At 59.3% G+C, this 20,334-nt stretch carries 22 protein-coding genes and 2 pseudogenes; 16 read left to right on the top strand and 8 right to left on the bottom strand.

Annotation, left to right across the window (positions count from 1 at the left end; genetic code table 11):
• The first annotated feature begins 210 nt into the window (after positions 1-210).
• The 6 genes from AC25BC_RS03945 to AC25BC_RS03920 all read left to right on the top strand — a co-directional run bounded on the left by AC25BC_RS03945 (position 211) and on the right by AC25BC_RS03920 (position 4,129).
• Positions 211-528, top strand: coding sequence for a PepSY domain-containing protein (locus AC25BC_RS03945; protein ID WP_128440386.1), 318 nt, complete (start codon positions 211-213; stop codon positions 526-528).
• A gap of 17 nt (positions 529-545) precedes the next feature.
• Complete coding sequence (locus AC25BC_RS03940; protein WP_012756440.1) at positions 546-1,142, top strand: general stress protein; 597 nt, start codon at positions 546-548, stop codon at positions 1,140-1,142.
• A gap of 263 nt (positions 1,143-1,405) precedes the next feature.
• A complete protein-coding gene (locus tag AC25BC_RS03935; RefSeq protein WP_128440385.1) occupies positions 1,406-2,074 on the top strand; it encodes a RibD family protein in 669 nt (222 codons plus the stop codon).
• Positions 2,071-3,291, top strand: a complete 1,221-nt coding sequence (locus tag AC25BC_RS03930; protein WP_245459925.1) for an iron-containing redox enzyme family protein — start codon at positions 2,071-2,073, stop codon at positions 3,289-3,291. Before AC25BC_RS03935 ends, AC25BC_RS03930 begins: the two co-directional genes overlap by 4 nt.
• Entirely contained in the window at positions 3,288-3,542 is a 255-nt protein-coding gene (locus tag AC25BC_RS03925; protein ID WP_113546288.1) for a Rieske (2Fe-2S) protein, read from the top strand. The genes AC25BC_RS03930 and AC25BC_RS03925 overlap by 4 nt, the downstream gene beginning before the upstream one ends.
• Positions 3,539-4,129: a CDP-alcohol phosphatidyltransferase family protein gene (locus AC25BC_RS03920; RefSeq protein ID WP_128440384.1), complete on the top strand. Its 591-nt coding sequence runs from the start codon at positions 3,539-3,541 to the stop codon at positions 4,127-4,129. Before AC25BC_RS03925 ends, AC25BC_RS03920 begins: the two co-directional genes overlap by 4 nt.
• A 307-nt stretch (positions 4,130-4,436) precedes the next feature.
• Here AC25BC_RS03920 and AC25BC_RS03915 read toward each other — a convergent pair whose 3' ends face one another.
• The 3 genes from AC25BC_RS03915 to AC25BC_RS03905 all read right to left on the bottom strand — a co-directional run bounded on the left by AC25BC_RS03915 (position 4,437) and on the right by AC25BC_RS03905 (position 7,180).
• Positions 4,437-5,138, bottom strand: a complete 702-nt coding sequence (locus AC25BC_RS03915) for an alpha/beta fold hydrolase (protein ID WP_128440383.1) — start codon at positions 5,136-5,138, stop codon at positions 4,437-4,439.
• Positions 5,139-5,368: 230 nt separating this feature from the next.
• Positions 5,369-6,055 carry an alpha/beta fold hydrolase gene (locus AC25BC_RS03910; protein WP_128440382.1) on the bottom strand — a complete coding sequence of 229 codons (687 nt, stop codon included), beginning with the start codon at positions 6,053-6,055 and terminating at the stop codon, positions 5,369-5,371.
• A 201-nt stretch (positions 6,056-6,256) separates the two neighbouring features.
• The gene (locus AC25BC_RS03905) at positions 6,257-7,180 is read right to left on the bottom strand and encodes a helix-turn-helix transcriptional regulator (protein ID WP_206642416.1); all 924 of its coding nucleotides are present in this window, start codon (positions 7,178-7,180) and stop codon (positions 6,257-6,259) included.
• A 329-nt stretch (positions 7,181-7,509) separates the two neighbouring features.
• On the opposite strand from AC25BC_RS03905, the gene AC25BC_RS03900 reads away from it, so the two are divergent.
• From AC25BC_RS03900 to AC25BC_RS03885, 4 genes and pseudogenes are all read left to right on the top strand, one after another.
• The gene (locus AC25BC_RS03900) at positions 7,510-8,625 is read left to right on the top strand and encodes a sensor histidine kinase (protein ID WP_128440394.1); all 1,116 of its coding nucleotides are present in this window, start codon (positions 7,510-7,512) and stop codon (positions 8,623-8,625) included.
• Between the two features lie 11 nt (positions 8,626-8,636).
• Positions 8,637-9,008 (top strand): annotated as a pseudogene (locus AC25BC_RS03895) (response regulator); the annotation flags it as partial.
• A gap of 308 nt (positions 9,009-9,316) precedes the next feature.
• Positions 9,317-10,108: an aldolase gene (locus AC25BC_RS03890; RefSeq protein ID WP_012756432.1), complete on the top strand. Its 792-nt coding sequence runs from the start codon at positions 9,317-9,319 to the stop codon at positions 10,106-10,108.
• Positions 10,109-10,242: 134 nt separating this feature from the next.
• Positions 10,243-10,842 (top strand): c-type cytochrome, encoded by a 600-nt coding sequence (locus AC25BC_RS03885; protein WP_128440381.1) that lies wholly within the window; start codon positions 10,243-10,245, stop codon positions 10,840-10,842.
• A 51-nt stretch (positions 10,843-10,893) separates the two neighbouring features.
• Here AC25BC_RS03885 and AC25BC_RS03880 read toward each other — a convergent pair whose 3' ends face one another.
• Both AC25BC_RS03880 and AC25BC_RS03875 read right to left on the bottom strand, forming a co-directional pair.
• The gene (locus AC25BC_RS03880; RefSeq protein WP_026160141.1) at positions 10,894-11,244 is read right to left on the bottom strand and encodes a cupin domain-containing protein; all 351 of its coding nucleotides are present in this window, start codon (positions 11,242-11,244) and stop codon (positions 10,894-10,896) included.
• Between the two features lie 245 nt (positions 11,245-11,489).
• Positions 11,490-12,005, bottom strand: a complete 516-nt coding sequence (locus AC25BC_RS03875; RefSeq protein ID WP_128440380.1) for a hypothetical protein — start codon at positions 12,003-12,005, stop codon at positions 11,490-11,492.
• Between the two features lie 133 nt (positions 12,006-12,138).
• On the opposite strand from AC25BC_RS03875, the gene AC25BC_RS03870 reads away from it, so the two are divergent.
• Positions 12,139-12,393, top strand: a complete 255-nt coding sequence (locus tag AC25BC_RS03870; RefSeq protein WP_128440379.1) for a hypothetical protein — start codon at positions 12,139-12,141, stop codon at positions 12,391-12,393.
• An 81-nt stretch (positions 12,394-12,474) separates the two neighbouring features.
• Here AC25BC_RS03870 and AC25BC_RS03865 read toward each other — a convergent pair whose 3' ends face one another.
• Together AC25BC_RS03865 and AC25BC_RS03860 are read right to left on the bottom strand one after the other, a co-directional pair.
• Positions 12,475-13,056: a hypothetical protein gene (locus AC25BC_RS03865; RefSeq protein WP_128440378.1), complete on the bottom strand. Its 582-nt coding sequence runs from the start codon at positions 13,054-13,056 to the stop codon at positions 12,475-12,477.
• 544 nt (positions 13,057-13,600) lie between these two features.
• Positions 13,601-13,705, bottom strand: a pseudogene (locus AC25BC_RS03860) (IS1595 family transposase); the annotation flags it as partial.
• A 171-nt stretch (positions 13,706-13,876) separates the two neighbouring features.
• Between AC25BC_RS03860 and AC25BC_RS03855 the strand changes: the two are divergent.
• Both AC25BC_RS03855 and AC25BC_RS03850 read left to right on the top strand, forming a co-directional pair.
• Positions 13,877-14,554, top strand: a complete 678-nt coding sequence (locus tag AC25BC_RS03855) for a winged helix-turn-helix domain-containing protein (protein WP_026157276.1) — start codon at positions 13,877-13,879, stop codon at positions 14,552-14,554.
• Positions 14,555-14,623: 69 nt separating this feature from the next.
• A complete protein-coding gene (locus AC25BC_RS03850) occupies positions 14,624-16,054 on the top strand; it encodes a sensor histidine kinase (protein ID WP_128440377.1) in 1,431 nt (476 codons plus the stop codon).
• Here the strand turns inward: AC25BC_RS03850 and AC25BC_RS03845 are convergent.
• Positions 16,020-16,823 (bottom strand): glycosyltransferase family 25 protein, encoded by an 804-nt coding sequence (locus tag AC25BC_RS03845; RefSeq protein WP_128440376.1) that lies wholly within the window; start codon positions 16,821-16,823, stop codon positions 16,020-16,022. The two genes, AC25BC_RS03850 and AC25BC_RS03845, sit on opposite strands and share 35 nt — an antisense overlap.
• Before the next feature lie 519 nt (positions 16,824-17,342).
• Here AC25BC_RS03845 and AC25BC_RS03840 point away from each other — a divergent pair.
• The 3 genes from AC25BC_RS03840 to AC25BC_RS03830 all read left to right on the top strand — a co-directional run bounded on the left by AC25BC_RS03840 (position 17,343) and on the right by AC25BC_RS03830 (position 20,243).
• Positions 17,343-18,461 carry an IS4 family transposase gene (locus AC25BC_RS03840; RefSeq protein ID WP_017993194.1) on the top strand — a complete coding sequence of 373 codons (1,119 nt, stop codon included), beginning with the start codon at positions 17,343-17,345 and terminating at the stop codon, positions 18,459-18,461.
• A 460-nt stretch (positions 18,462-18,921) separates the two neighbouring features.
• Positions 18,922-19,617, top strand: coding sequence for a class I SAM-dependent methyltransferase (locus AC25BC_RS03835; RefSeq protein ID WP_487778542.1), 696 nt, complete (start codon positions 18,922-18,924; stop codon positions 19,615-19,617).
• A 389-nt stretch (positions 19,618-20,006) separates the two neighbouring features.
• On the top strand, positions 20,007-20,243 hold the full coding sequence (locus AC25BC_RS03830) for a hypothetical protein (protein ID WP_026158563.1): 237 nt from the start codon (positions 20,007-20,009) through the stop codon (positions 20,241-20,243).
• Positions 20,244-20,334: the final 91 nt, after the last annotated feature.

The raw sequence follows: 20,334 nt of genomic DNA, 5'->3' as shown, positions 1-20,334 counted from the left end.
CTTTCTTGAGGCGACCGTTCGATCGCCGGCTACGCTCTCCCCTGTCGCCTGGTTGCATTGCCCAGGCCCTATGGAGAATGATCCGGCTGGATGCCTGGGTTGCCTTATATTTAGAAAAATCAATTGCATAATCTTCGGGAACAAAGAACTCCCTTGCGTGTTTTCAGCGCATGGATCGTCATCTGATCCGCAAAATGAGAGGAAACACATATGAAGAAGATCGTCTTTGCGGCGACAATTCTCTGCGCGTCTGCCGTTGCAGCCCTTGCCCAGACAACGCCGGCTCCATCTGTGGATGGAAATACACCTGCGGTTGCAACCCCGGACACCAAAAATCCGACTGCACCGGTTGAGGGCGCCAACAGCTTCACCGAAGCCCAGGCTAAGGATCGCATTACGGAAGCGGGTTACACCGACGTCAAGGATCTCAAGCTCGATGACAAGGGGATCTGGATGGCCGCCGGCATGAAGGACGGGAAAGCCGTCGCCATTGCCCTCGATTATCAAGGCAACATCGTCGCCAAGTAACCCCAGGGAGAAACATCATGAGAACTGTAACCGGACTTTTCGACGACTACTCGGACGCTCGCTCCGCCGTCAGCAAATTGGAAGCGGCAGGCATTCCCTCAAATGACATCAGCATCGTCTCCAACAAGGCTGGCCGCATCGATCGCGACTCTGATGTTGGCGAGGATGCCGCGACGGGTGCGGGCATTGGCGCTGCCGTCGGCGGCGCCGGCGGCCTGCTGACCGGACTGGGCCTGATGGCCATTCCGGGTGTCGGACCGGTGGTTGCCGCAGGCTGGCTTGCCGCAACTGCGGCTGGCGCCGTTGCCGGCGCCGTCGCGGGCGGTGCCGCGGGTGGCCTGATCGGCGCCCTCACCGACTCCGGCGTCCCGGAAGATGATGCTCACCTCTATGCCGAAGGTGTCCGCCGCGGCGGCAGCCTGGTAACCGCCAAGGTCGACGACGCCCGCGCCTCCGAGGCGCAGGCTATTCTCCAGGGTTCAAACTGGGTCGACCCGATCGAACGCCGGCGTGCCTATAACGACCAGGGCTGGACCCGGTTCGATGACACGCTCGACCCATACGCCCCCGAGCAGATCGCGCAGGAGCGTGACCGCTATCGGCGGACGATCTAACCGGCCTTGAGACCAACCCTCCTTGCACATCGCAAGGAGGGTTGAAGCGTTGGTCTCACGCATCAGTCGGTGGCCTGGATCCCTTGCTTCACCATCGAGTTGGAGGCGGGTGGAGCAAAAGCCACGAATGGCCGCCCTTCGCCCCAAAGCCTCCCACTTCGCTCGATCCGTCTCCGCCAAAGACGCCGCACCTGATTTTCCTCCTCCTAATTGAACAATCATGGCGCAGTCGCATTAGAGTGTGCGGAGGAGGAGGACAAGAAATGGTTGAAATAACAACGCTGTCGGAGGTCACTATCGACGGCAAACTGTCGCTGGGGGCGACGGCTTCCAGCAAGGGTCTGTTCGATTTCTATGGCGACGATCTTCGCGCGTGGTTCCATGCCCAGAGAGCGGCACACGATGCCATCATGGTCGGTGCCGGCACCGTCCTTTCGGATGATCCAGAACTCACGGTGCGTCACGCACCAGGGCCAAATCCGTTGCGAATCGTACCCTCGTCCATGGGCAGGCTGCCCCTCGACGCAAAGCTTTTGAACGACGGCCATCCGACGGTCCTCGTCGTCTCCCGCGCCGCGAAGGAAGCCGATATCGAAGCGCTCAAAAGCAAGCCCAATGTCGAAGTGGTGCGATGTGGCGAACGCCGAGTCGACCTCCCCGGCTTGATGAACATTCTAGATGATCGCGGGATCAAAAGCATGATCGTCGAAGGCGGAAGTCGCCTGCTGCACAGCCTGCACGAGGCGCGGTTGGTCCACCGGATAGTCATAAAACATATACCCGTTATCACTGGATCGGCGGACGCCCCGAGCTATATGCGCCCTGACGAATATAGTCGGGCATTCGAATTATCGAAATGGCGATTGGTCGAGTGCTTCACAAAGAGTGGGATAGCCGTGACGATCTACGAGCCTGGAACGGCGCGCACATGACCTTCATCGGAAAGCAAGATCTGCTGGATATTGGACAACGCCTCGCGGCGCGAGCAGGCGGAAATCCACCTTCGGTATATGATATTCGCATCGACGCTGAAGCTCTCCGCGACGATGAAGATCCCAGCCTTCGGCGATTTGTCCAACATCAAGCGCTGATGCGCAGTTATCAGGGTCGTTATGTCTTGCTGCCGAGCGCAGCGCCTGTCGGATCGATCCTGTCGCGGCTACAGCAGCACTACGATCCCCGCGAGATGCTGCGTCTCGACGAAATGCGCGCAAACCTTGAAGACGAACTGGTTGGCCCGCTGGTTGCCGAGGCACGCAGCCTTAGCCATCGACAAGATTGCGCCGGGTATGTGGCAAACCTAATACCCAATCTCAAAGCGAACAGGCCGAGCGGCTTCCTTGAGTTTTTGGATAGCTCGAGCAACCGGGATCATTATTACCGGAACTTTCTGCTTCAGTCCTCTGTCGATTTGCTGGCTGAAGCCTCCGCCTCCGCGCTCGGCGTCATCGGCGAATATGGTGAGCCTCAGTCCGCCCTATTCCGCATTCTCATTGATGAATTCGGATACGGGGTCCACAACAAAAAACACAGCGTGCTCTACCGATCAACATTGAGGGGGTTCGGACTCAGCGAAGAATACAATGCCTATTGGTCGTTGTTCGATACTCCGACTCTGGAGTTGCACAATGTCATCCACTTCATGTTCCAGAGCCCTCGCAATTTGTTTCTTCAGATTGGCTTCCTTCTCTTCGCCGAAGCAAGCTACCAGCGATCCACGGAGGAGCACTTCCGGTATCTCCAGCGCTTCCATCCCGGCGTAGACGCGCATTACTTTGGCGAACATGCGCACATCGACATCCACCATTCCGCAATGGTTGCCGACGAAGTGGTCGCGCCCTTGGTGTCCAAGTACGGTCCCGAGGTCGGCTCCGAGATCGTCGCCGGCGCCGAACTGACGAGACTGGCCTTCGAGCGGTCGGGAGATCATCTGCTGGCCGTGACCTTGGCATTCGAGGCCGCGGTGAAGGCAGGACACGCCGAGTTTGGCATGCCGACAAATTTGGCCCCGCCTGGTCGCTGCGCGGTGCCCGCGACGAACTGGAATACGGGTTCGGCTCTGCAGATCGGCGGCATTGGTTATTTGACCGACCCGTCCGCCTTCAAGGTTTTTCCACCGCTGTCGGTCGGACGCGAGGTTGTGCCATGAGTGAGGCGGCAAGCTGGATCGGTCAGGACCTTCCCCCGATTGTCAGGGACGGAATAGAGTATTTTCTACTTTCCTACCAAAGCGAGCTTTACCTGATCCCGAATAGGTGCCCTCACCGTGGAGGGCCGCTCAAATTTGGTTTCATCAATGAGCGTAATCAGATTGTCTGCCCGATGCATCACAACGCCTATTCTATTGAGAAGCTGATTGCACGCGATACGACCCTCAAACTGACCGCGGAGCCAGTATGAGCGTCGTCCATGGTTTGGTTTGGGAAGATGGTCCAATCAAGCTCGCCAACGTGGTGACGCTCAGTCGCGGCCTGTTGATAGCCCCTATATTGCTGCTCCTGGGCTATGGATATGCTGGGCCGGCGCTTGTCCTCTACTTGATTGCATCCATGACCGACCTCGTCGATGGATGGCTCGCCCGACGGACGAAGCGAGCTTCCGAATACGGTGCCCGCCTTGACGCCATCGTCGACAACATCTTCTCCGTCGCCATTCTGTTTTTTCTACTCTCGTCATACCCCGGGCTCGCGTCCCGCCACGGAGTTGCGTTGACAGTCCTGTTCGGCGGCCCGGTGATCTATCTGCTCGTTTCGTGGCTGCTGACTCGACGCCTGCTGATGTTCCATTTTTGTTCCGCGAAGGCCGGCGCGCTTTTGCTATTCGCGTTGTGGCCGTTGCTTTATATCACGGGATGGGAGGCCTTCATTCCACTGGCTGCGACCGTCGTCGGGCTCAGTAGACTCGAACAGGTGATTTTCATTCTGCGCGGAGGTGTCGATCAGGATGCGCCACACATGTTCGCCGCGGTGGAACGGTCCCATAAGTAGCGTCTTACCCGCTCCTGCTGACGTTATCGAGCGTAGCGGAGGCTGGAGAGCGGCCCAGCGCTGCCACCCCGACATTTAACAGCAGCACAACTTTAGGAGTTAAAGGACCGGCCTCACTCCGAGAGGCTTCCTCAAGGCGCGTATGGATCGTCGCTTACCTTCCCCCGTTATTGTCTGTCGGCCGACCGCCATCTAACCGGTCCCCCTCACACGGCGAACAGTGGGCGGACGCGCTTACAGGTGCATCTGCCAATAACAGAAGAGACCGCCTGATGACGGTCTCTTTATATGCAATTTCCACGATATATCAGCGACGCTGGACGGCCGCCGCTGCCTTGCGGATGACATCGATGACCACGTCGGGTTGAGAGAGCATCGGCACGTGGCTGCTTTCCACCTCCGTCACCGTCGCATTCATACGCTTGGAAACCCAGCGCTGGAGATCGGGGTGCACCGTGTGGTCCTGCGTCGCCAAGACGTACCAGCTTGGCTTGGACTTCCACGCGATCTCGTCGGCACTGAGCTTTTGCTGGTTGAACAGATCGGCAACCGGCGCATAGTGCGTGGCCCATACAAGCTTCTGCTCTTCCTCCGAGAGGTCTCCGGCGAAGAACTTGGTTCCGCTCGGCAGCATCCAGGCCCGGCCGTCCGCTGCCTCGACATGGTTGAAGATGTCCGACGGATACTTGGCGAGCTGATCCTGCACGGTCTCGCCGACATCCGGGGCGACTGCGGCGATGTAAACCAGACCAACGACACGCTCGTCGATGCCGGCGGCCGTGATCGTTGCGCCGCCGTAGGAATGCCCAACGAGGATGACGGGGCTGCCGACACGATTGAGCGTCCGCTTAACCGTCGCCACGTCCTCCTCGTAGGAGTCCAGGCCGTACTGGACGGCGATGACTTCGTGCCCGTCCGCCTGCAGTGCAGGGATTACTTTGCTGAAGCATGAGCCGTCGGCCCAAATGCCGTGGCAAAAAACGATGGTGGGTTTCGGTGATGTAGACATGATCCTGTTCCTTCTTGGGTTCGGTAAATAATTCCGTTGGGGGGCAAGCGAGCCAACGGCTTCTTTCGAAGCTTTTGTGACCAGGCGATGTGCGCCAGGTCGAATTTGGTCGAACAGACACAGTCCGCTCAGGAATGGGCCGCTCAGGAATGGGTCGTCGTTTCGCCGTTGTGGCGAGGTCGTTCCGGAATGTTTTGTTTCGAATGATGCTTCGGCTTGGGACCGAATTATCAGTCAAAAGACGCGGCGGCGTTGGCGATGAAATCGGCAACGGCTTTCGGCTGTGAAAGCATAGGCAAGTGGCTTGCCTGAACAACCATGATCTCGGCACCCATACGTTCGGCGGAGTCCTGCTGTACCGCGGGCGGCATCGTGTGGTCGAGCGTTGTGACCATGTACCAGGAAGGCTTGGTGTGCCACGCGCTTTTTGAGATCTTCTCTAACTTACTGCGTGTTCCAAGCGGTCCCTGAGTGGCGTAGACGATATCGGCTTCTGCGGTCGGAAGATCCTGGCCCAGGTATTTGCGCACCCCGTCGCGGGTGAGCGTAACATGCGCATCGCCCCAGGGCCTCAGTTCGTTCACAACAGCCGCAGTCGCATAACCGCTCCACCAGTCGTCGACGGACTGGCCACTGTCTGGCGCAGCGCCGGCGATGTAGACGAGGCCCGCAACCCGGGTATGGTTGCCCGCCTCGGTAATGACCGCGCCACCATAGGACTGTCCGACGAGGATGACCGGACCGTCCTGCATTTCAATGGCGCGATGAACAATCGCCACGTCCTCAGAGAACGAGGTCAATGAAATCTGAACGGCAATTGCATCAATGCTTCGCCCTGACAGTAACGGTATAACTTTATTCCAAGCATTACCGTCGAGGAAATATCCGTGCACAAGAATAACGTTTCTAATATTCACGTTTATATCTCCTGCCTTGATGTCGTCCGTTGGCAATACATATGAACCACTTCGGAGATCAGGTCATGGCATTTTATTGCTACATATGGGATTTTATTGCTTAAATTTGGTCAATCAGACGAAAAATCTGTTTTCTGGCTTGAGATGTATCGAAGCTATCTCGCGTATGTGGTAATTTATTGCTTTCTTTGTATATTATTGTTAGATCTCTGACAAATGCAGGCGGCCCTGTGCGCGTGCGTATGCAGCAGGGGTACTACCTACGACCTTTTTGAAACGTCGGGTCAGGTGGCTTTGATCGACAAACCCAAGCTTATCGGCAATATCGGCCAACGATATCTCGGCTGTCTCGATCAATGACTTCGCTTGCCCAATTCTGCATTGCTCCACGTATCGCGCAGGCGTCATGCCAATCTCAGCTTTAAAAACCCGGATGAAGTGAAAGCGGCTGAGACCGGTGCGCTTGGCGAGCGAGGCGAGGTCAGGAAAGTCGTGTGTTGTCCGCCCAAGATGCTCGATTACCCGTCGGATGGCTTCCCTGTCGCTGATTTCGCCGGTGTGATCGGAGACGGTGTAAACGCCATACATTGTCACGAAATGCACGGTTAGCGCTTCGGCAAGGTGACGCAACAGAGGCATCCGCCATTCAAAATCCGGCTTGCGCATCTCCTCGAGGATCGCGCCGCCGATGTACAGTGCAAACAAATCGTTGGCGTGAAGGATAGAACCCGTCTGATCATCCCTGCCGCGGAGGGGCTCACGCAAGCGGGAGCCATCACTGAGTTGCTCCGGGTCGATGCCGATCCGAAGCATCGGCGGGATAGCGCCTCCAAGGCGTGCTGGGCTACCGGCCGGGACGACAATCAGATCCCCTGCTCTGCAAGATACCTCGCGGGACGCTATGTGCGTTTGAAAGCGGAATTGCCTTGATGATCCCAGCGCCACCAACACTGCATGATGATCACACCCAGGCAGAACCAGTTCGACGCCGTGGCTCCCGTCTCTCACATCAAAGTGCAGGCCGCGAGAGGTAGACGACATGCCGGCCGTCGATATGGGCCAGCCGCCGAGCTGGGCTCGGATTTCACCGATACCAGACAGCTCACTCTGCCCCTGAATCTTCATCTCTTTAGCTCCGTATTTAGGTCGGAATTTCCTTGGCGTGATACCGCCGCAGGAATCATGCACCGTTACGAACCTGCTGGGCAACATTCAACTTTGGACCGCGCGTTCCGGAAAGGCTTCGGCTTCCTGCTCGATGGCCTCTCTCCGAGACGATGGATATTCGTCATCGTCGGCTTATCGCGTCGACACGGCAGCCGCGATATTTAGTATGAAGGGATCACCTCTCAGGCGTGTTACGGTCTCTCTGTCGGGCTGAGCCTTCTGGCCGGTTGGCATTGTTGCCGAGTGATGACTTGCTTCGCGAGTCTCCGGCCCTTGAGGGCCTCTCCATGCAAAAGACCCCCACTGCGCATTTCGAAGCGGCGAGCACTCTTGCCGTGGTGGTATCGTCCAATGAACCGCTGCTTTTCCTCTCCGACGACCAGAAGGTCATCGCAGCGAGCGCATCCTTCTGCCGGGTCTTCGACATCGACCCCAAGACAGTTTGCGGCCGACGCCTCAGCGAAATTGGAAACGGCGAATGGGCAATGCCCCAGCTTGCGTCACTGCTGACGGCGACCGCCTTGGGCAGCGCCAACATCGAAGCCTACGAAATCGACTTTCGACGGCCAAACCAGAAAACACGGCACCTGGTCGTCAACGCGCGGACGCTCGATGATGGCGACATCGATCATATTCGCCTGCTTCTGGCCATCACCGATGTGACCGATGTGCGCGCCGAAGCTCGGCTGAAAGATGATCTCGTTCGCGACAATGCGATCCTGCTGCAGGAAGTCCAGCACAGGGTCGCAAACAGCCTTCAGATCATTGCCAGCGTTCTCATGCAGAGCGCCCGGCGGGTCCAGTCGGAGGAAGCGCGCGGGCATCTCCACAACGCCCATCACCGGGTCATGTCAATTGCGGCCCTGCAACGCCAACTCTCCATGTCCAACAGCGGCAAGGTTGAACTCCGTACCTATTTCACTCAGCTTTGCCAAAGCCTCGGCGCGTCGATGATTGCTGACCCCGACAGGCTTTCGATTCAGGTGATGGTCGATGACAGCGCCGTGGAGGCGGACGTTTCCGTACGCCTGGGGCTTGTCGTGACCGAGCTTGCCATCAACGCCCTCAAGCACGCCTTTCCCGTGGAACGACCAGGCGCAATCGTCATCGCCTATCGATCATCCGGCAAGGATTGGACTCTCTCCGTTACCGACAACGGCATCGGCATGCCTGCAGGTCGCGATGCACCAAAGGCGGGACTGGGGACCGGCATTGTGGAGGCGCTGGCAAAGAGCCTGCATGGTGACATTCAGTTAAGCGATGCGGGTCCCGGCACGGCCGTCACAATCCGCCACCGGGAAAGCGCCGTTTTGCGAACCGACCTTTCTACGGCGGCTTCGGAACCGAATGGCTTGCGAAACGCTATCCCTGCGGAGCCCATGCGGCTCGCACCTCCAATCTGACCGAGTGAGCAATGAATTATGGCAAAGCGGTCGTCCTGGTCGTCGAAGACAGCACGATTATTCGGATGAGTGCCGTCGATCTGGTCTTCTCTGCGGGTTACGAAGCGCTTGAGGCGTGCGATGCGGACGAGGCAATTCGTATCCTTGTGTCGCGAAACGACATCGATCTGGTTTTCACCGATGTTCAGATGCCCGGCACGATGGACGGCATCAAGCTATCCCATTACATCCGAAATCGGTGGCCGCCTGTCAGGCTGATCGTTGCCTCCGGCGCGGTGATCCTCGAAGAGAGCGATCTCCCCATGGGAAGCAGGGCCTTCTCGAAACCCTACGACAACCACGCAATTGCCGATGCAATGGCTCATCTGCTGTCGATCGGGAACACGCCTGAGCTGGCCTCGGGTCGAGCTGCGGGTGAGACGATCCGCCATCCGCTGCGCCGAAGGGGAGTTTGGCGGAAAGCGCCTCCCCACCCTCCGTCCTCCCAGGCCTCGAGCCTGGGATCCAGGTCCACTGCTGATGGAAGACCGGCGTGGGTCCTCGGGTCAGCCCGAGGACGACGGAGGGTGGGTAAAAATATGCAGATGAAGCGAACCATCTTTATCTCCAGCCGGCTTGATGCGAAGCTGATCCGGGCGTAGTTCAGGATAAATAGCCACCCTCTCCTTCGACACCGATCCGAAACGAACCCATGGCGCACTCCCTCAATACAGCCCCCTCGCCCGCCGGCGGCCCCAACCAGCCGAAACTCGATACGGACGACATCTGGCAGGCCCGCGTCGATCTTGCCGCCTGCTTCCGGATGGCGGCAAGGCTCGGCATGGAGGAAGGGATCTGCAACCACTTCTCGGCCGTCGTCCCTGGATATGACGACCTGTTCCTCGTCAACCCTTATGGCTACGCTTTTGCCGAACTGACGGCCTCGATGCTGTTGATCTGCGATTTTCACGGCAACGTGGTGTCGGGCAGCGGGCAGCCCGAGGCCACCGCCTTTTACATCCACGCCAGGATTCACAAGAACATTCCCCGCGCCAAGGCGGCGTTCCACACCCATATGCCTTATGCCACCGCCCTTTCGATGACGGAGGGCGATCCCCTGATCTTTGCCGGGCAGACCGCCTTGAAATTCTATGGCCGCACGGCCGTCGACCAGAACTATAACGGCCTGGCGCTCGATGCGCGCGAGGGCGATCGGATCGCCGCCGCGATCGGCGATGCCGACATCGTCTTCATGAAGCACCACGGCGTGATGGTCTGCGCCCCTAACATCGCCGAGGCCTGGGACGACCTCTACTACCTTGAGCGTGCCTGCGAAGTGCAGACGCTCGCCCTGTCGACCGGGCGTGAAGTCCTTGCCGTCGCGCCTGAGATCGCCGAAGCGGCATACCGGCAAATGCGCGAAGGCGACCCGGAGTCGGCCCGGCTCCATCTGGAGTCCGTCAAACGCGCGCTCGATCGCAGCGAGCCCGAATACAAGCGCTGAGCCACAAACCGCGGTCTAGGGCGTGAACTCATAAAAACGCAGCCATAATCGGATGGAGGCGACGGGGGTCCGCTCGTCAATGGTTGCATCTTCTGATAAGATCAGCATCACAAGCCCCGATCTGGAGGCCTCGCATGCCCTGCAGCAGCGCGCTCGCTCCGTTCGTCATTGCCGCTCTCGTGGCTCTCGGTCCGCTGCCGGCTGGAGCGCAGAACAATGCTGCGCCACCGCTGGCGGCAATCTCCCACAAGGCCAAGCTTTGCCAGATGTGTCACGGTAGGAAAGGTCTGCCGACTGTTAAGAACACGCCGATCATTGCCGGCCAGCACGAGTCCTCTTTGCTGATAGCTTTGCAGGAATATCGCAATGGAGCGCGCACCGACGACCTCATGGGCCGGATCGCGAAGAATCTTTCCGACGACGACATGAAGGCGCTTGCGGCCTACTTCTCCGCACTGCCTTGGCCCGCCTACCGCGAGCCGGCCGACGCAGCGAGCATGACCCGCTTCCGGGCGCTCGACGTCGAGAAGAAGTGCACCTCGTGCCACCGGGAGGGTTTCGTCGGATACGCCAACACTCCGCGCGTCGCAAATCAGAAGCTGGACTACCTGATCAAAACCCTCTCCGACTTTCACGATAACAAGCGCCCGAACATGCCCCGCATGACGGCCTTGGTGCGCAATTTTTCGGCCGACGACATCGCTGCCATGGCTCACTATCTTGCCGGCCTCTGACGATCAGTTCGAGGGTCGGCAATCGACCGAATAGGGCCGCCGCACGGCGCTCTAGGCGTGTGCCGGCCGCCAATGCGGATAGGTGACATAGGCGGTGAGCGCGCCCTCCTCGTGCGAGCGGATCGTCACCGTTTCACCTTTGGGCATATAGACGATCTCGCCAGGCCCGGCGGTGACCGTTCCCCCGTCGGTCGAGACCGAAAGCCGGCCTTCCAGAACGATCATCACGTCATCAACCGCCATCGTCTCGGTCAGGCTCTGGCCGGGCGCGTAACGTCCATAACCGATGGTGATCGGCCCTCCGTGCCGCTCGTCGACCAGATTGCCGACGGAGATGTCTGCCTCCTGCCCGGGGGAACGCTCCAATGACGCATCGGCGATCGTGAACTTACGCATCTTCATCGTCTTCCTCCTTTGCCGTGTGCAGAGGTAGCGCGAAAATTTCACCCGCCAAGACGGATGACGCACGAGGAGGAGGTTGCCGGTCTTGTGGTCTCCTCGCCAGCGAGAAAGGCGGGGTGAAGCATGGCGACACGCTTCACTCACACGAGGCTTTGGCCCTTTTCGTTCGGGATTAGGCTGGCTAATGCCTATAGCTTCAGGCTAGTCGCCGTGAGTTGGTCTACTCAATCAATTCGCAAATCATCTCAGAAATTACACTGAACGGCCGAACAGTTCACAATCACCTCTTGCCATTCGTAGTACCACAACAGACCTTGCGCGATGACAGTCGAGACCGCGACAACCAATATCATCTGTCGGAGCGTGAGGGATTTCCAAAACATAGACCGAGCTAGAAGTAGGCAGCTCGTCATTCCTGCCGGAAACATCAAAACTGGCACCCATGAAACAATTTCTGCTTCAAATCGGTCTTTCGACGAACAGCACAAGAAGTATTTGTGGTCTTCCGAAAGCCCAAAAATGACCTCGGTCACCGCTATATACCCACTCCAAACCACCGACACCGGGCCAAGAAGAAACCCCACGACAGCGACGACGAGGAATGCCCCGAACAAAAACAGGAACAGCTTCAGGCCATCCATAAAAGCGAGTGTTTTCAGAACAAGGAAGAGTGGCGATGCCAGAATACAAAGCAACACCGCCGATGGCCAAGCCCGCTTTTGTCTCTGAGCTGGAAGGTCGACTTCGGCTTGCACATCCATGCGTGGCCCCTCAAATGTGAAAAAGCGAAACGACCATGTGGTGATAGTGCGTGGCCAAAAGCGCTAACTGTATGCTGATCCCACTGTCAAGCCATCTATCGCGCGATCAGTTTGACTCCACGCCCAATGGCCTATGAAAGCAGAACTCCGATGCCGCTATCTCGACAGCGACTTCGTTGAGGTTATCTGGAAAAACGCCGGCAGCGAGCCGGAGGCCGGTCCGCCATATCTATGGTCCCTGCTGACAAGGGCAGATTCCGATGCAATTGCGCAAATCTCGGTGAACACATTGCTTGTTATCGATGATGAGGCTTTTGGAGGTCTTGACGTCGAACTCCGCTCGACGGACAGCATGATCTATTGCGGCTGCTATCAGCCTTTGCGATGATTCGAGCCGAAAGGCCGGCATCAAATCACTGAGGAAATGGCGGAGGCGGGCGTTGCCTACCTCGCAAACGAATATCGATAATCAGGCCGCCTTCTTGCGGACGCTTCGGCCTTTGACGTGGCGCGGCTCGTCGCCGTCGTCCTTAGGGCCGGAGATAAGCTCGTTGAAGTGCAGCAAGTCCCTTTGGAGGACCAGGCATCCTTCAAAGAACTCCTCTATCTCGGAAAGAGTAACTGATTCAGGCGTTGAACCGCCTAGGTTCCCGGCGGTGAAGTAAGATGGGAGCAGTCTTGGTTTCATGGCCTTCATTTCGCGGACGGTGCCCACGGGAATATTCTTGTGCCAGTATCCGACCTGCCAATGCGCGAGCTTATTACGGAGATCAGCTTTGCGCTTTATGCGACCCATGAGTGCATTGAACTGCTTAAGTTCGTTGCCTTTCAGCCTGTACGGTGCAACCGAATTTATGATCCTGCATTTTGTTTCTACGTGTGTAGCAGCATCGATGGAGAGAAGGCTTAGCAGCCGGGGCGCTGGCTCCATGAAAGTGCAATAAATCATTGCCATAAAGCCCTCGACTGTGATGAACGCGTTGAGGCCCTTGGAGACCGCTATGTGAAGCGGCTCAAGTGAAGGCAGTTGAATTACTTCAGGTTCGGCCATGATGGACACCCAGAACAAAGAAGACGAGAAGTTCAATGAGACCATCAAGCGCATGCTGAAAGCGCCGCCTGATCACAAGTAAAGGACGACAGCCGAAACCGTCGTCCTCGTTCTTCACATGAAGAGTCTCAGGATAGCGGCGATACCAAATAGGCAGGCAGCTACGTCGACTCTTATTGTGATTACGACCGTGGGGTTCTTCCGCATGGGATTAGCCTCCGGTCCGTGGCCACGGAACCAAAAGGTTTCGTGATTCGCGGCGATCAAACGGTACCGCCGTTTATCGCTAGCATCGGTGCATCATCTGCGTTGTACTTCCGCGTCCAATGCCCCCCCTATGAGATCCCAGGTGGCCGCTTCGATTGTCGTGGTATGAGCACGATTCGAACTGGTCCCGGCATAGGATGCGGTTGACCGCTTCTGGGGTCGCCTGACGATCTGATCAGGGGCCTTCCACGGGCCGCAAACAAGATGATGCACCAAACTCTACCTGGAGTGGAATCTCTGCTTCTTGCGCTTCCAAAGCACTTCTCGCGCCTTCTGCTTAGGCGTGACCGGCTTCGTTAATCCGCCGATAGGTAAGGCGCTTGCCAGCGATCATGCCAAGCAACTGGTCGTGGCGCTCGGTGTCGGTGATCTTTAGTGCTGTGCAATTGTACAGATCGGGGCGATGTGCCTTTCCAAGGAACGGGAAACTCCTGGCGACACGGTTGCGTCTGAAGCCACTCCCCCACCCGTCACCTTACGAATCCGTAAGTTGTCGCCAAGCCGTCCTCTCGGCTAAATCTCGCCATCCAGGCATCCGGGAATGATCGGGCTGATGCGAATCCTGCTTATCGAGGACGACAGGAAAACGTCCGATTATATCGCCAAGGGTTTTTCCGAGGCCGGGCATGTCTGTGACGTGGTTGGCGACGGCCGCGATGGGCTGTTTCAGGCGCAGCGCGAGGCCTATGACGTCATCGTCGTCGATCGCATGCTGCCGGGTCTCGATGGTCTGGCGATCGTGCGTTCACTGAGGGCTGCCAAGGTCGGCACGTCGGCGCTGTTCTTGACGTCGATCGGCGGCGTCGACGATCGGGTCGAGGGGCTGGAGGCGGGCGGCGACGATTATCTCGTCAAGCCCTTTGCCTTTTCCGAACTGATGGCGCGGGTGAATGCGCTTGGCCGGCGGCCGCCGGTGCAGGAGCAGCGGACGGTGCTGAAGGTTGCCGATCTCGAGCTCGATCTGATCCGGCGGGAGGCCCGCCGCGCCGGCCAGGTGATCGAGCTGCAGCCGCGCGAATTTACCCTGCTCGAGGTGCTGATGCGCGGCGAAGGCCGGGTCATCACCAAGACGATGCTGCTGGAGCGGGTCTGGGATTTCCACTTCGATCCGAAGACCAGCGTCGTCGAGACCCATATCAGCCGGCTGAGAGCCAAGGTCGACAAGCCGTTCCAGGTCCAGCTTCTGCATACGGTCCGCAACACCGGATACAGCCTGCATGCGCCTCGCTAGAACAGGATGATTTCAGGGCCTATCGGCCTGAAAATCTCAAAACCTGTTCGCAATTTAAAGAGTAAGAGCATGATCTCGTCCGAAAACCGCGCACACTTTTCGGCATCATGCTCGAGCCTGCGCAGGAGCACGCCGTTCCGGCTTGCCGTCACCTTCGGCGTGCTCTTCGTCGTCACCTTCATCCTCAGCGGCGCGATCATCTACCACATGCTGCGCCTCGGCCTTGAGCGTGATCTCGAACAGTCGCTCCACGAGATGAATTCGCTGATCGTCTCGACCTACAATCCCGGTGACACCGAGGATCTGATCAACACGCTGAACAATTATGCAAGCTTCCAGTCGACCTCCGACGGGCTCTATTCGCTGACGGATGCAGGCGGGCGCAAACTCGCCGGCAATTTCGCCGCACCCCGCATCCCGAACGGCGTCTATACCGTCACCTCCAGGGATGTCGGGCTGAAGGCGCATGAACGCTACCGGATGCAGGTCTCGACCATCGGTCCCTACAGCCTGGTGGTGGCGGAAAACTTCAACGATGTCGACGAGATGCTGCGGATCGTGCTGGTCAGCTTCGAATGGGCCGCCGCGATCGTCGTCGCGACCGCGATCGGCGGCGGCGTCTTTCTCGCCGTTCGCGCCCAGGCGCGGCTGGACAGGGTCGCCCTTACCATGAACGAGGTCTCCCACGGCGCGCTCGACGCTCGCATTGCCATCACCGGCAACGGCGACGATCTCGATACGGTGGCGATCCAGATCAACGCGGCGCTGGAGCGGCTGCAGAGATTGGTCGAGAGCATGCGGCAGGTGAGCGCCGATATCGCCCACGATCTGAAGACGCCTCTGAACAGGCTGCGCCTGACGCTGGATGCCGCGGTGGCCGGCAACGACCAGCAGGCGGATGTTTCGGCTCTGCTTGACGAAGCCAGACACGAGAGCGACCGGATCAACGCCACCTTCGAGGCGCTGCTGCGCATTTCCCAGATCGAGGCCGGCGCCCGCAAGGAGCGTTTCCAGGCAACCGATATCGACGCCGTGCTTGCGGTGATTTCCGAAGTCTATGTCGATGTCGCGGAAGACGCGCTGATGGCGCTTGATATCACGGAGCGCTGTCCCGCTCTCATCCGGGGCGACCGTGATCTCTTGACGCAGATGATCGCCAACCTGGTGGAGAACGCCATCAACCACTGCCCTGATGGAACCGGTATCACCGTTTCGCTCCGCTGCCAGGGCGGCCGCGCCATCGTCTCGGTCGCCGATAGCGGCCCCGGCATTCCCGCCGGCGAAAGGGACAAGGTCTTCCGGCGTCTCTACCGGCTCGACAAGAGCCGCGCGACGCCGGGAAGCGGGCTCGGGCTCAGCCTCGTCAAGGCGATCGCCGACCTGCATTCGGCTAAGATCACCATGGCGGACAATCATCCCGGCCTCATCGTTTCGATCGGCTTCCCGCTGATGCCGGCGGCAGGTTCTAATTTCGCATCCGCCATGCCGCGAGCCGGCTGAAGCGGGCTGCAAAGCGGCGCAGCTCGGCGGCAGCGCGATACGGCAGCACGCTCCACGGCCGGCGGCGGCCCAGCCGATAGGTCGAAAGCCCTGCCTGGATCTGCGAACAGGGATCGGCCCTTTGGCTGACCGGCAGCGGATCGACGAAGCAAGCGCTCAGCCCATCATCGAACTCCAGATCGAAGGCGAGATCATAGGGCAGGCGCATAGGGACAAGCACATCGGCAATCCAGCCCGCCGCCTTGCGGTTGATCAGATAGGCGCCGGAGCCCTTCTCGCGGGTGAGCGCGATGGCGAGCGAGCGCGACGCGGTCAGCGGCTCCACCTTGTGCTTTCGCCCGGTATTGACGGTCGACAGCCGCAGAATGTCCCAGCGCGCCTGGTGCTTAAGGGCGGCGTCGAGCAGCTCGGCCAGATCGTCATCGAAATCGAGATCGTCCTCCAGAATGAGCGCGAACTCGGCATGGCTGCCGAGGAACCGCTTGGCGCATTCGACGTGGCTCAGATAACAGCCGATCTCGAAAGGGTTCGGCCGGCGGCCGTGCTGGCGGAGATAGGATGCTTCGTCAAAGCCCGGATGCGGCAGGCTCAGCCCTGCGCCATCGACCGCCGCCACACGCTCGAAGGCAAGGCCAAAGCTTGCCAGCAGGCGCTCCATTCGAAACCTGCGCAATGGCGCACGGTCGAGATTGATCAGGTAGGTGTTCACCCGCAGGCTGACCGGATGAAGGGCCGGCATAAGGGTGGCAGGAGCGGCGCGCATGTTCATGAAAGAGCTGACCTCGACTTGGCATTGATGGCGCCAAGCTGCGCTCCAAACCTCACGGGGACCTCGCTGGAACTATACATTTTGGTAAAGTGCAGCGGTCGAACGGCCGGGGCGGCATTTCTTACGGATTGGTATGATCCCGGCAAAGTGCGCGCAACAATGCCGCGCTACCAGCTCTCCTGCGGCACGCACTGGGCGCCTCCCTTCCCGCGATCGAACGACAACCCACCGCGCCTTCGATGACGACAGCGACCCCTGCGTGCCGCGCCGGATGACCCTTGGCTTGAGCAATCGGCTCAGCACCCCCACCCACTCAGAGATCGCCGCCTGCCCCTCATCCGGCTGCCGCCACCTTCTCCCCGTAAACGGGGCGAAGGGACCATGCCGCAACGTCTCCGTCCCCCGCCAACCTCTCGCGGGGCACGTCCCCTCTCCCCGTCAGAACGGGGAGAGGGTTAGGGTCATATGCGCTAGGTTTAGCCCTGGACATAAGGAATCTGGTTGTGATTCAAGCTTTGGATGAAGATTCGTCCTGAGGTTTTGGATCATTGGCCGGAAGTGCGCGAGCGGCTTCCGGCGGGTTTTGACTTGGAAGCAACGGCGCGGTTGCGCGGTGCTTTTACGCGGGTGCGGGAAATCAAGAATGCCGAGACGCTGTTGCGGCTGGCACTTGCCTATGGCGGCCTTGGCATGTCGCTACGCGAGACCTGTGCATGGGCCGAAGCGGGCGGGATCGCCCGTTTGTCAGACCCATCGCTGCTTGAGCGGCTGTGCAAAGCGGCGCCTTGGCTTGGCGACATCGTGGCCGCGCTGATTGCCGAACAGGCCAAAGTGCCGACGGGGCGCTTTGCGGGATATCGCTTGCGTGTGCTCGATGGAACGTCGATTTGCCATCCAGGCGCTGACCGCACGACATGGCGGTTACATGTCGGCTACAACTTGGCAACGGCTCAGGTCGATCAGCTTGAGTTGACCGACATCCATGGTGCCGAGAACCTTCAGCGCCTTACCTACGCACCCGGCGATATCGTGCTGGCCGATCGCTACTATGCAAGACCGCGCGACCTGCGGCCGGTGATCGACGCCGGTGCAGACTTCATCGTGCGGACCGGCTGGAACTCGTTGCGCCTGTTGCAGACGAATGGCGAGCCCTTTGATCTGTTTGCCGCACTCGCCGCTCAGCAAGAGCAGGAAGGCGAGGTGCAGGTTCGTGTCCACGAAGGCATGACGGGGACGCCGCCACCACCGCCGCTGGCCCTGCGCCTCATTGTCCGACGCAAGGATCCGCAACAGGCCCAAGCCGAGCAGGAGCGTCTGCTCAAAGCCGCCCGCAAGCACGGCAAAAAACCCGATCCGCGCAGTCTCGAGGCGGCGAAGTACATTCTGCTGCTGACCTCGCTGCCGGCCACCACCTTCCCGCCGGCCGATATCCTCACCCTCTATCGCTTCCGCTGGCAAATCGAGCTGGCGTTCAAACGGTTCAAGAGCCTGGCCGGCCTCGACAGCTTGCCGGCCAAGAAGCCGGAACTGGCCCGGGCATGGCTCTACGCCAGACTGATCGTCGCCATCATCGCCGAACAGATTGCCGGGCAAGTCCCGGACTCTCCCCCCTCTGGATGTGGCAACCCCACTGGCTAGCCCCCCATTGGCAAGCCCATCGCGCTGGCGTCTCATGAAGATCGCCCTGGCCACCATTTGCGCCGCCATCCGCGGACCACTTCTGTGGCAGGCCGTCTGTAATCTCGTCACGCGAAGTCGTCGCCACCTCTGTGAGCCGCCGCGACGACGCCGAAAACAATGCGACGATCTACACGCTCGCTTAACCTAGCGCATATGAGGGTTAGGGTGAGGGGCAGTCCTCGGCGTGAACCAGATAGCGCGGGAGTCCGGGCTTTCGCGGCACCAACCAGGCGGCGATCCGGCTCTACCAATCGGTGGGCTTCGAGGCGTGGGCTGTCGAGGTCGATGCATTGAAGGTGCGACATCTACCATGATGAGCTGTTAATGCGGTTGAAAATTGATCAGAGGTAGGCACTGTCGGTCGCATCAGAAGCTGACACACAGGCGTCTTCGAACAATCTTCGCAAAGGGAAAAATCTTGGCCGAGAATGATTATGATGCCTTCGCGGCGGCTTATGACGCCGATAACGAGGTCAACGCCTGGAATGCCTATTGCGAGCGTCCGGCCATTCTTGCCCTGGTCGGCGACGTCGCTGGGCTTTCCGTACTCGATGCGGGATGCGGCGGCGGGGCGCATGCGGCAGCGCTGCTTGAGCGCGGGGCTGTCGTGACCGGAATCGACGCCAGTGCCGGCATGCTTGATATCGCGCAACGTCGTCTGCAAGGGCGCGCGCGGCTGCTATCGGCGGATCTCAACGAAGCATTGCCGTTTACGGACAAAGCTTTCGATCTGATCCTTGCCTCGCTGGTCATGCATTACCTGCCCGACTGGTCGAGGCCGCTTGCGGAATTCAACCGGCTGCTGACTGACGGCGGTCGCCTCGTTTTTTCCACCCACCATCCCTTCATGGATCACGCCTCGACCGGCCGCGACAATTATTTCGAGACCTACAGCTTCGATGAGATCTGGCAGCGCGGCGGAAGGGATATCGCCATGCGCTTCTGGCATCGGCCACTGCACGCCATGTTCGCAGCACTCAAGTCGGCCGGATTTCAGATCGATATCGTCAGCGAGCCCCAGCCCGACCCTCAAGCCCGGACGCTTTTTCCGCAGGCCTATCAGAGCCTGACGACCAAGCCGCGCTTCCTGTTCTTTTCAGTGGTGAAAGCCTGAGGACGGGCGTTGGTGCTGGGGTCTCCTGACTCTATCGGGCGTGGTGTTCCGAGGTGCCGGAGCATGAGACGGTCGTGGAGCTGTTCCTGCCGTTGAAATAGCACCGCCGGACGGCGGCTTGCCCCTTCCGATCGCTGGAAGCGGAGCCGTTGCACCCCTGAGCGGACTTTTTCGTTATCGAAGGATAAGGCAGCTTTACGAAAGCAAGTCTGCAATGACCGCTTCTGGCGCCTTGTTGCGGTGACGTTTCGACCGCAAACCCGGCGGCGGGGATGCTTCTGGGGTTCATCTTCGAAAGTGGACGAAATGTTCCAATCCATTGTCACCCATTGACGTGAACAGGTTTCACCCCAATACGGTCAGGCCAGCCAGACGACAACAGGAGTGTAATCGTGAGCGAACCGACCGTAGCAGATGCAACAAACCGCATTTATGAGTCGCTCCAGGCGGACAACGCCGACATCGACGTGCATATCGCGGCCCTGAAGGCAGCGTTGACGCGGGCGGGTGTGAAAGAGGCCGTATTCGACCCGGCCAGGCTCGTGCAGAATAACCGTTCTGGCAGGAAGCGGATGGAGGCCTACTTTCGCCAGCGCGGTGTCACGGTGAAATTCTCAGCCTCGTGAAGCCTTGCTATGAAGGCAGGCGGCTGTAGTCACCCTCAGTGGGGCCTGACACCACGGTTGCTGGTCTTGCGGGCGCGGTCGGCGAAGGTTT

It is taken from the genome of Rhizobium sp. WSM409, from assembly GCF_057653825.1.
Note: the sequence above shows the minus strand (reverse complement) of the source record. Positions and strands in the feature narration are given on the sequence as shown.

Bases quoted from the DNA above. Each gene is read 5' to 3' on its own strand.
- AC25BC_RS03855 (WP_026157276.1), top strand. From the start codon at position 13,877: ATGCGAATCCTGCTTATCGAGGACGACAGGAAAACGTCCGATTATATC.
- AC25BC_RS03890 (WP_012756432.1), top strand. From the start codon at position 9,317: ATGGCGCACTCCCTCAATACAGCCCCCTCGCCCGCCGGCGGCCCCAAC.
- AC25BC_RS03875 (WP_128440380.1), bottom strand. From the start codon at position 12,005: ATGGATGTGCAAGCCGAAGTCGACCTTCCAGCTCAGAGACAAAAGCGG.
- AC25BC_RS03905 (WP_206642416.1), bottom strand. From the start codon at position 7,180: ATGAAGATTCAGGGGCAGAGTGAGCTGTCTGGTATCGGTGAAATCCGA.
- AC25BC_RS03870 (WP_128440379.1), top strand. From the start codon at position 12,139: ATGAAAGCAGAACTCCGATGCCGCTATCTCGACAGCGACTTCGTTGAG.
- AC25BC_RS03930 (WP_245459925.1), top strand. From the start codon at position 2,071: ATGACCTTCATCGGAAAGCAAGATCTGCTGGATATTGGACAACGCCTC.
- AC25BC_RS03865 (WP_128440378.1), bottom strand. From the start codon at position 13,056: ATGGCCGAACCTGAAGTAATTCAACTGCCTTCACTTGAGCCGCTTCAC.
- AC25BC_RS03920 (WP_128440384.1), top strand. From the start codon at position 3,539: ATGAGCGTCGTCCATGGTTTGGTTTGGGAAGATGGTCCAATCAAGCTC.
- AC25BC_RS03945 (WP_128440386.1), top strand. From the start codon at position 211: ATGAAGAAGATCGTCTTTGCGGCGACAATTCTCTGCGCGTCTGCCGTT.
- AC25BC_RS03840 (WP_017993194.1), top strand. From the start codon at position 17,343: ATGAAGATTCGTCCTGAGGTTTTGGATCATTGGCCGGAAGTGCGCGAG.
- AC25BC_RS03935 (WP_128440385.1), top strand. From the start codon at position 1,406: ATGGTTGAAATAACAACGCTGTCGGAGGTCACTATCGACGGCAAACTG.
- AC25BC_RS03915 (WP_128440383.1), bottom strand. From the start codon at position 5,138: ATGTCTACATCACCGAAACCCACCATCGTTTTTTGCCACGGCATTTGG.
- AC25BC_RS03925 (WP_113546288.1), top strand. From the start codon at position 3,288: ATGAGTGAGGCGGCAAGCTGGATCGGTCAGGACCTTCCCCCGATTGTC.
- AC25BC_RS03885 (WP_128440381.1), top strand. From the start codon at position 10,243: ATGCCCTGCAGCAGCGCGCTCGCTCCGTTCGTCATTGCCGCTCTCGTG.
- AC25BC_RS03845 (WP_128440376.1), bottom strand. From the start codon at position 16,823: ATGAACATGCGCGCCGCTCCTGCCACCCTTATGCCGGCCCTTCATCCG.
- AC25BC_RS03880 (WP_026160141.1), bottom strand. From the start codon at position 11,244: ATGAAGATGCGTAAGTTCACGATCGCCGATGCGTCATTGGAGCGTTCC.
- AC25BC_RS03850 (WP_128440377.1), top strand. From the start codon at position 14,624: ATGATCTCGTCCGAAAACCGCGCACACTTTTCGGCATCATGCTCGAGC.
- AC25BC_RS03940 (WP_012756440.1), top strand. From the start codon at position 546: ATGAGAACTGTAACCGGACTTTTCGACGACTACTCGGACGCTCGCTCC.
- AC25BC_RS03900 (WP_128440394.1), top strand. From the start codon at position 7,510: ATGCAAAAGACCCCCACTGCGCATTTCGAAGCGGCGAGCACTCTTGCC.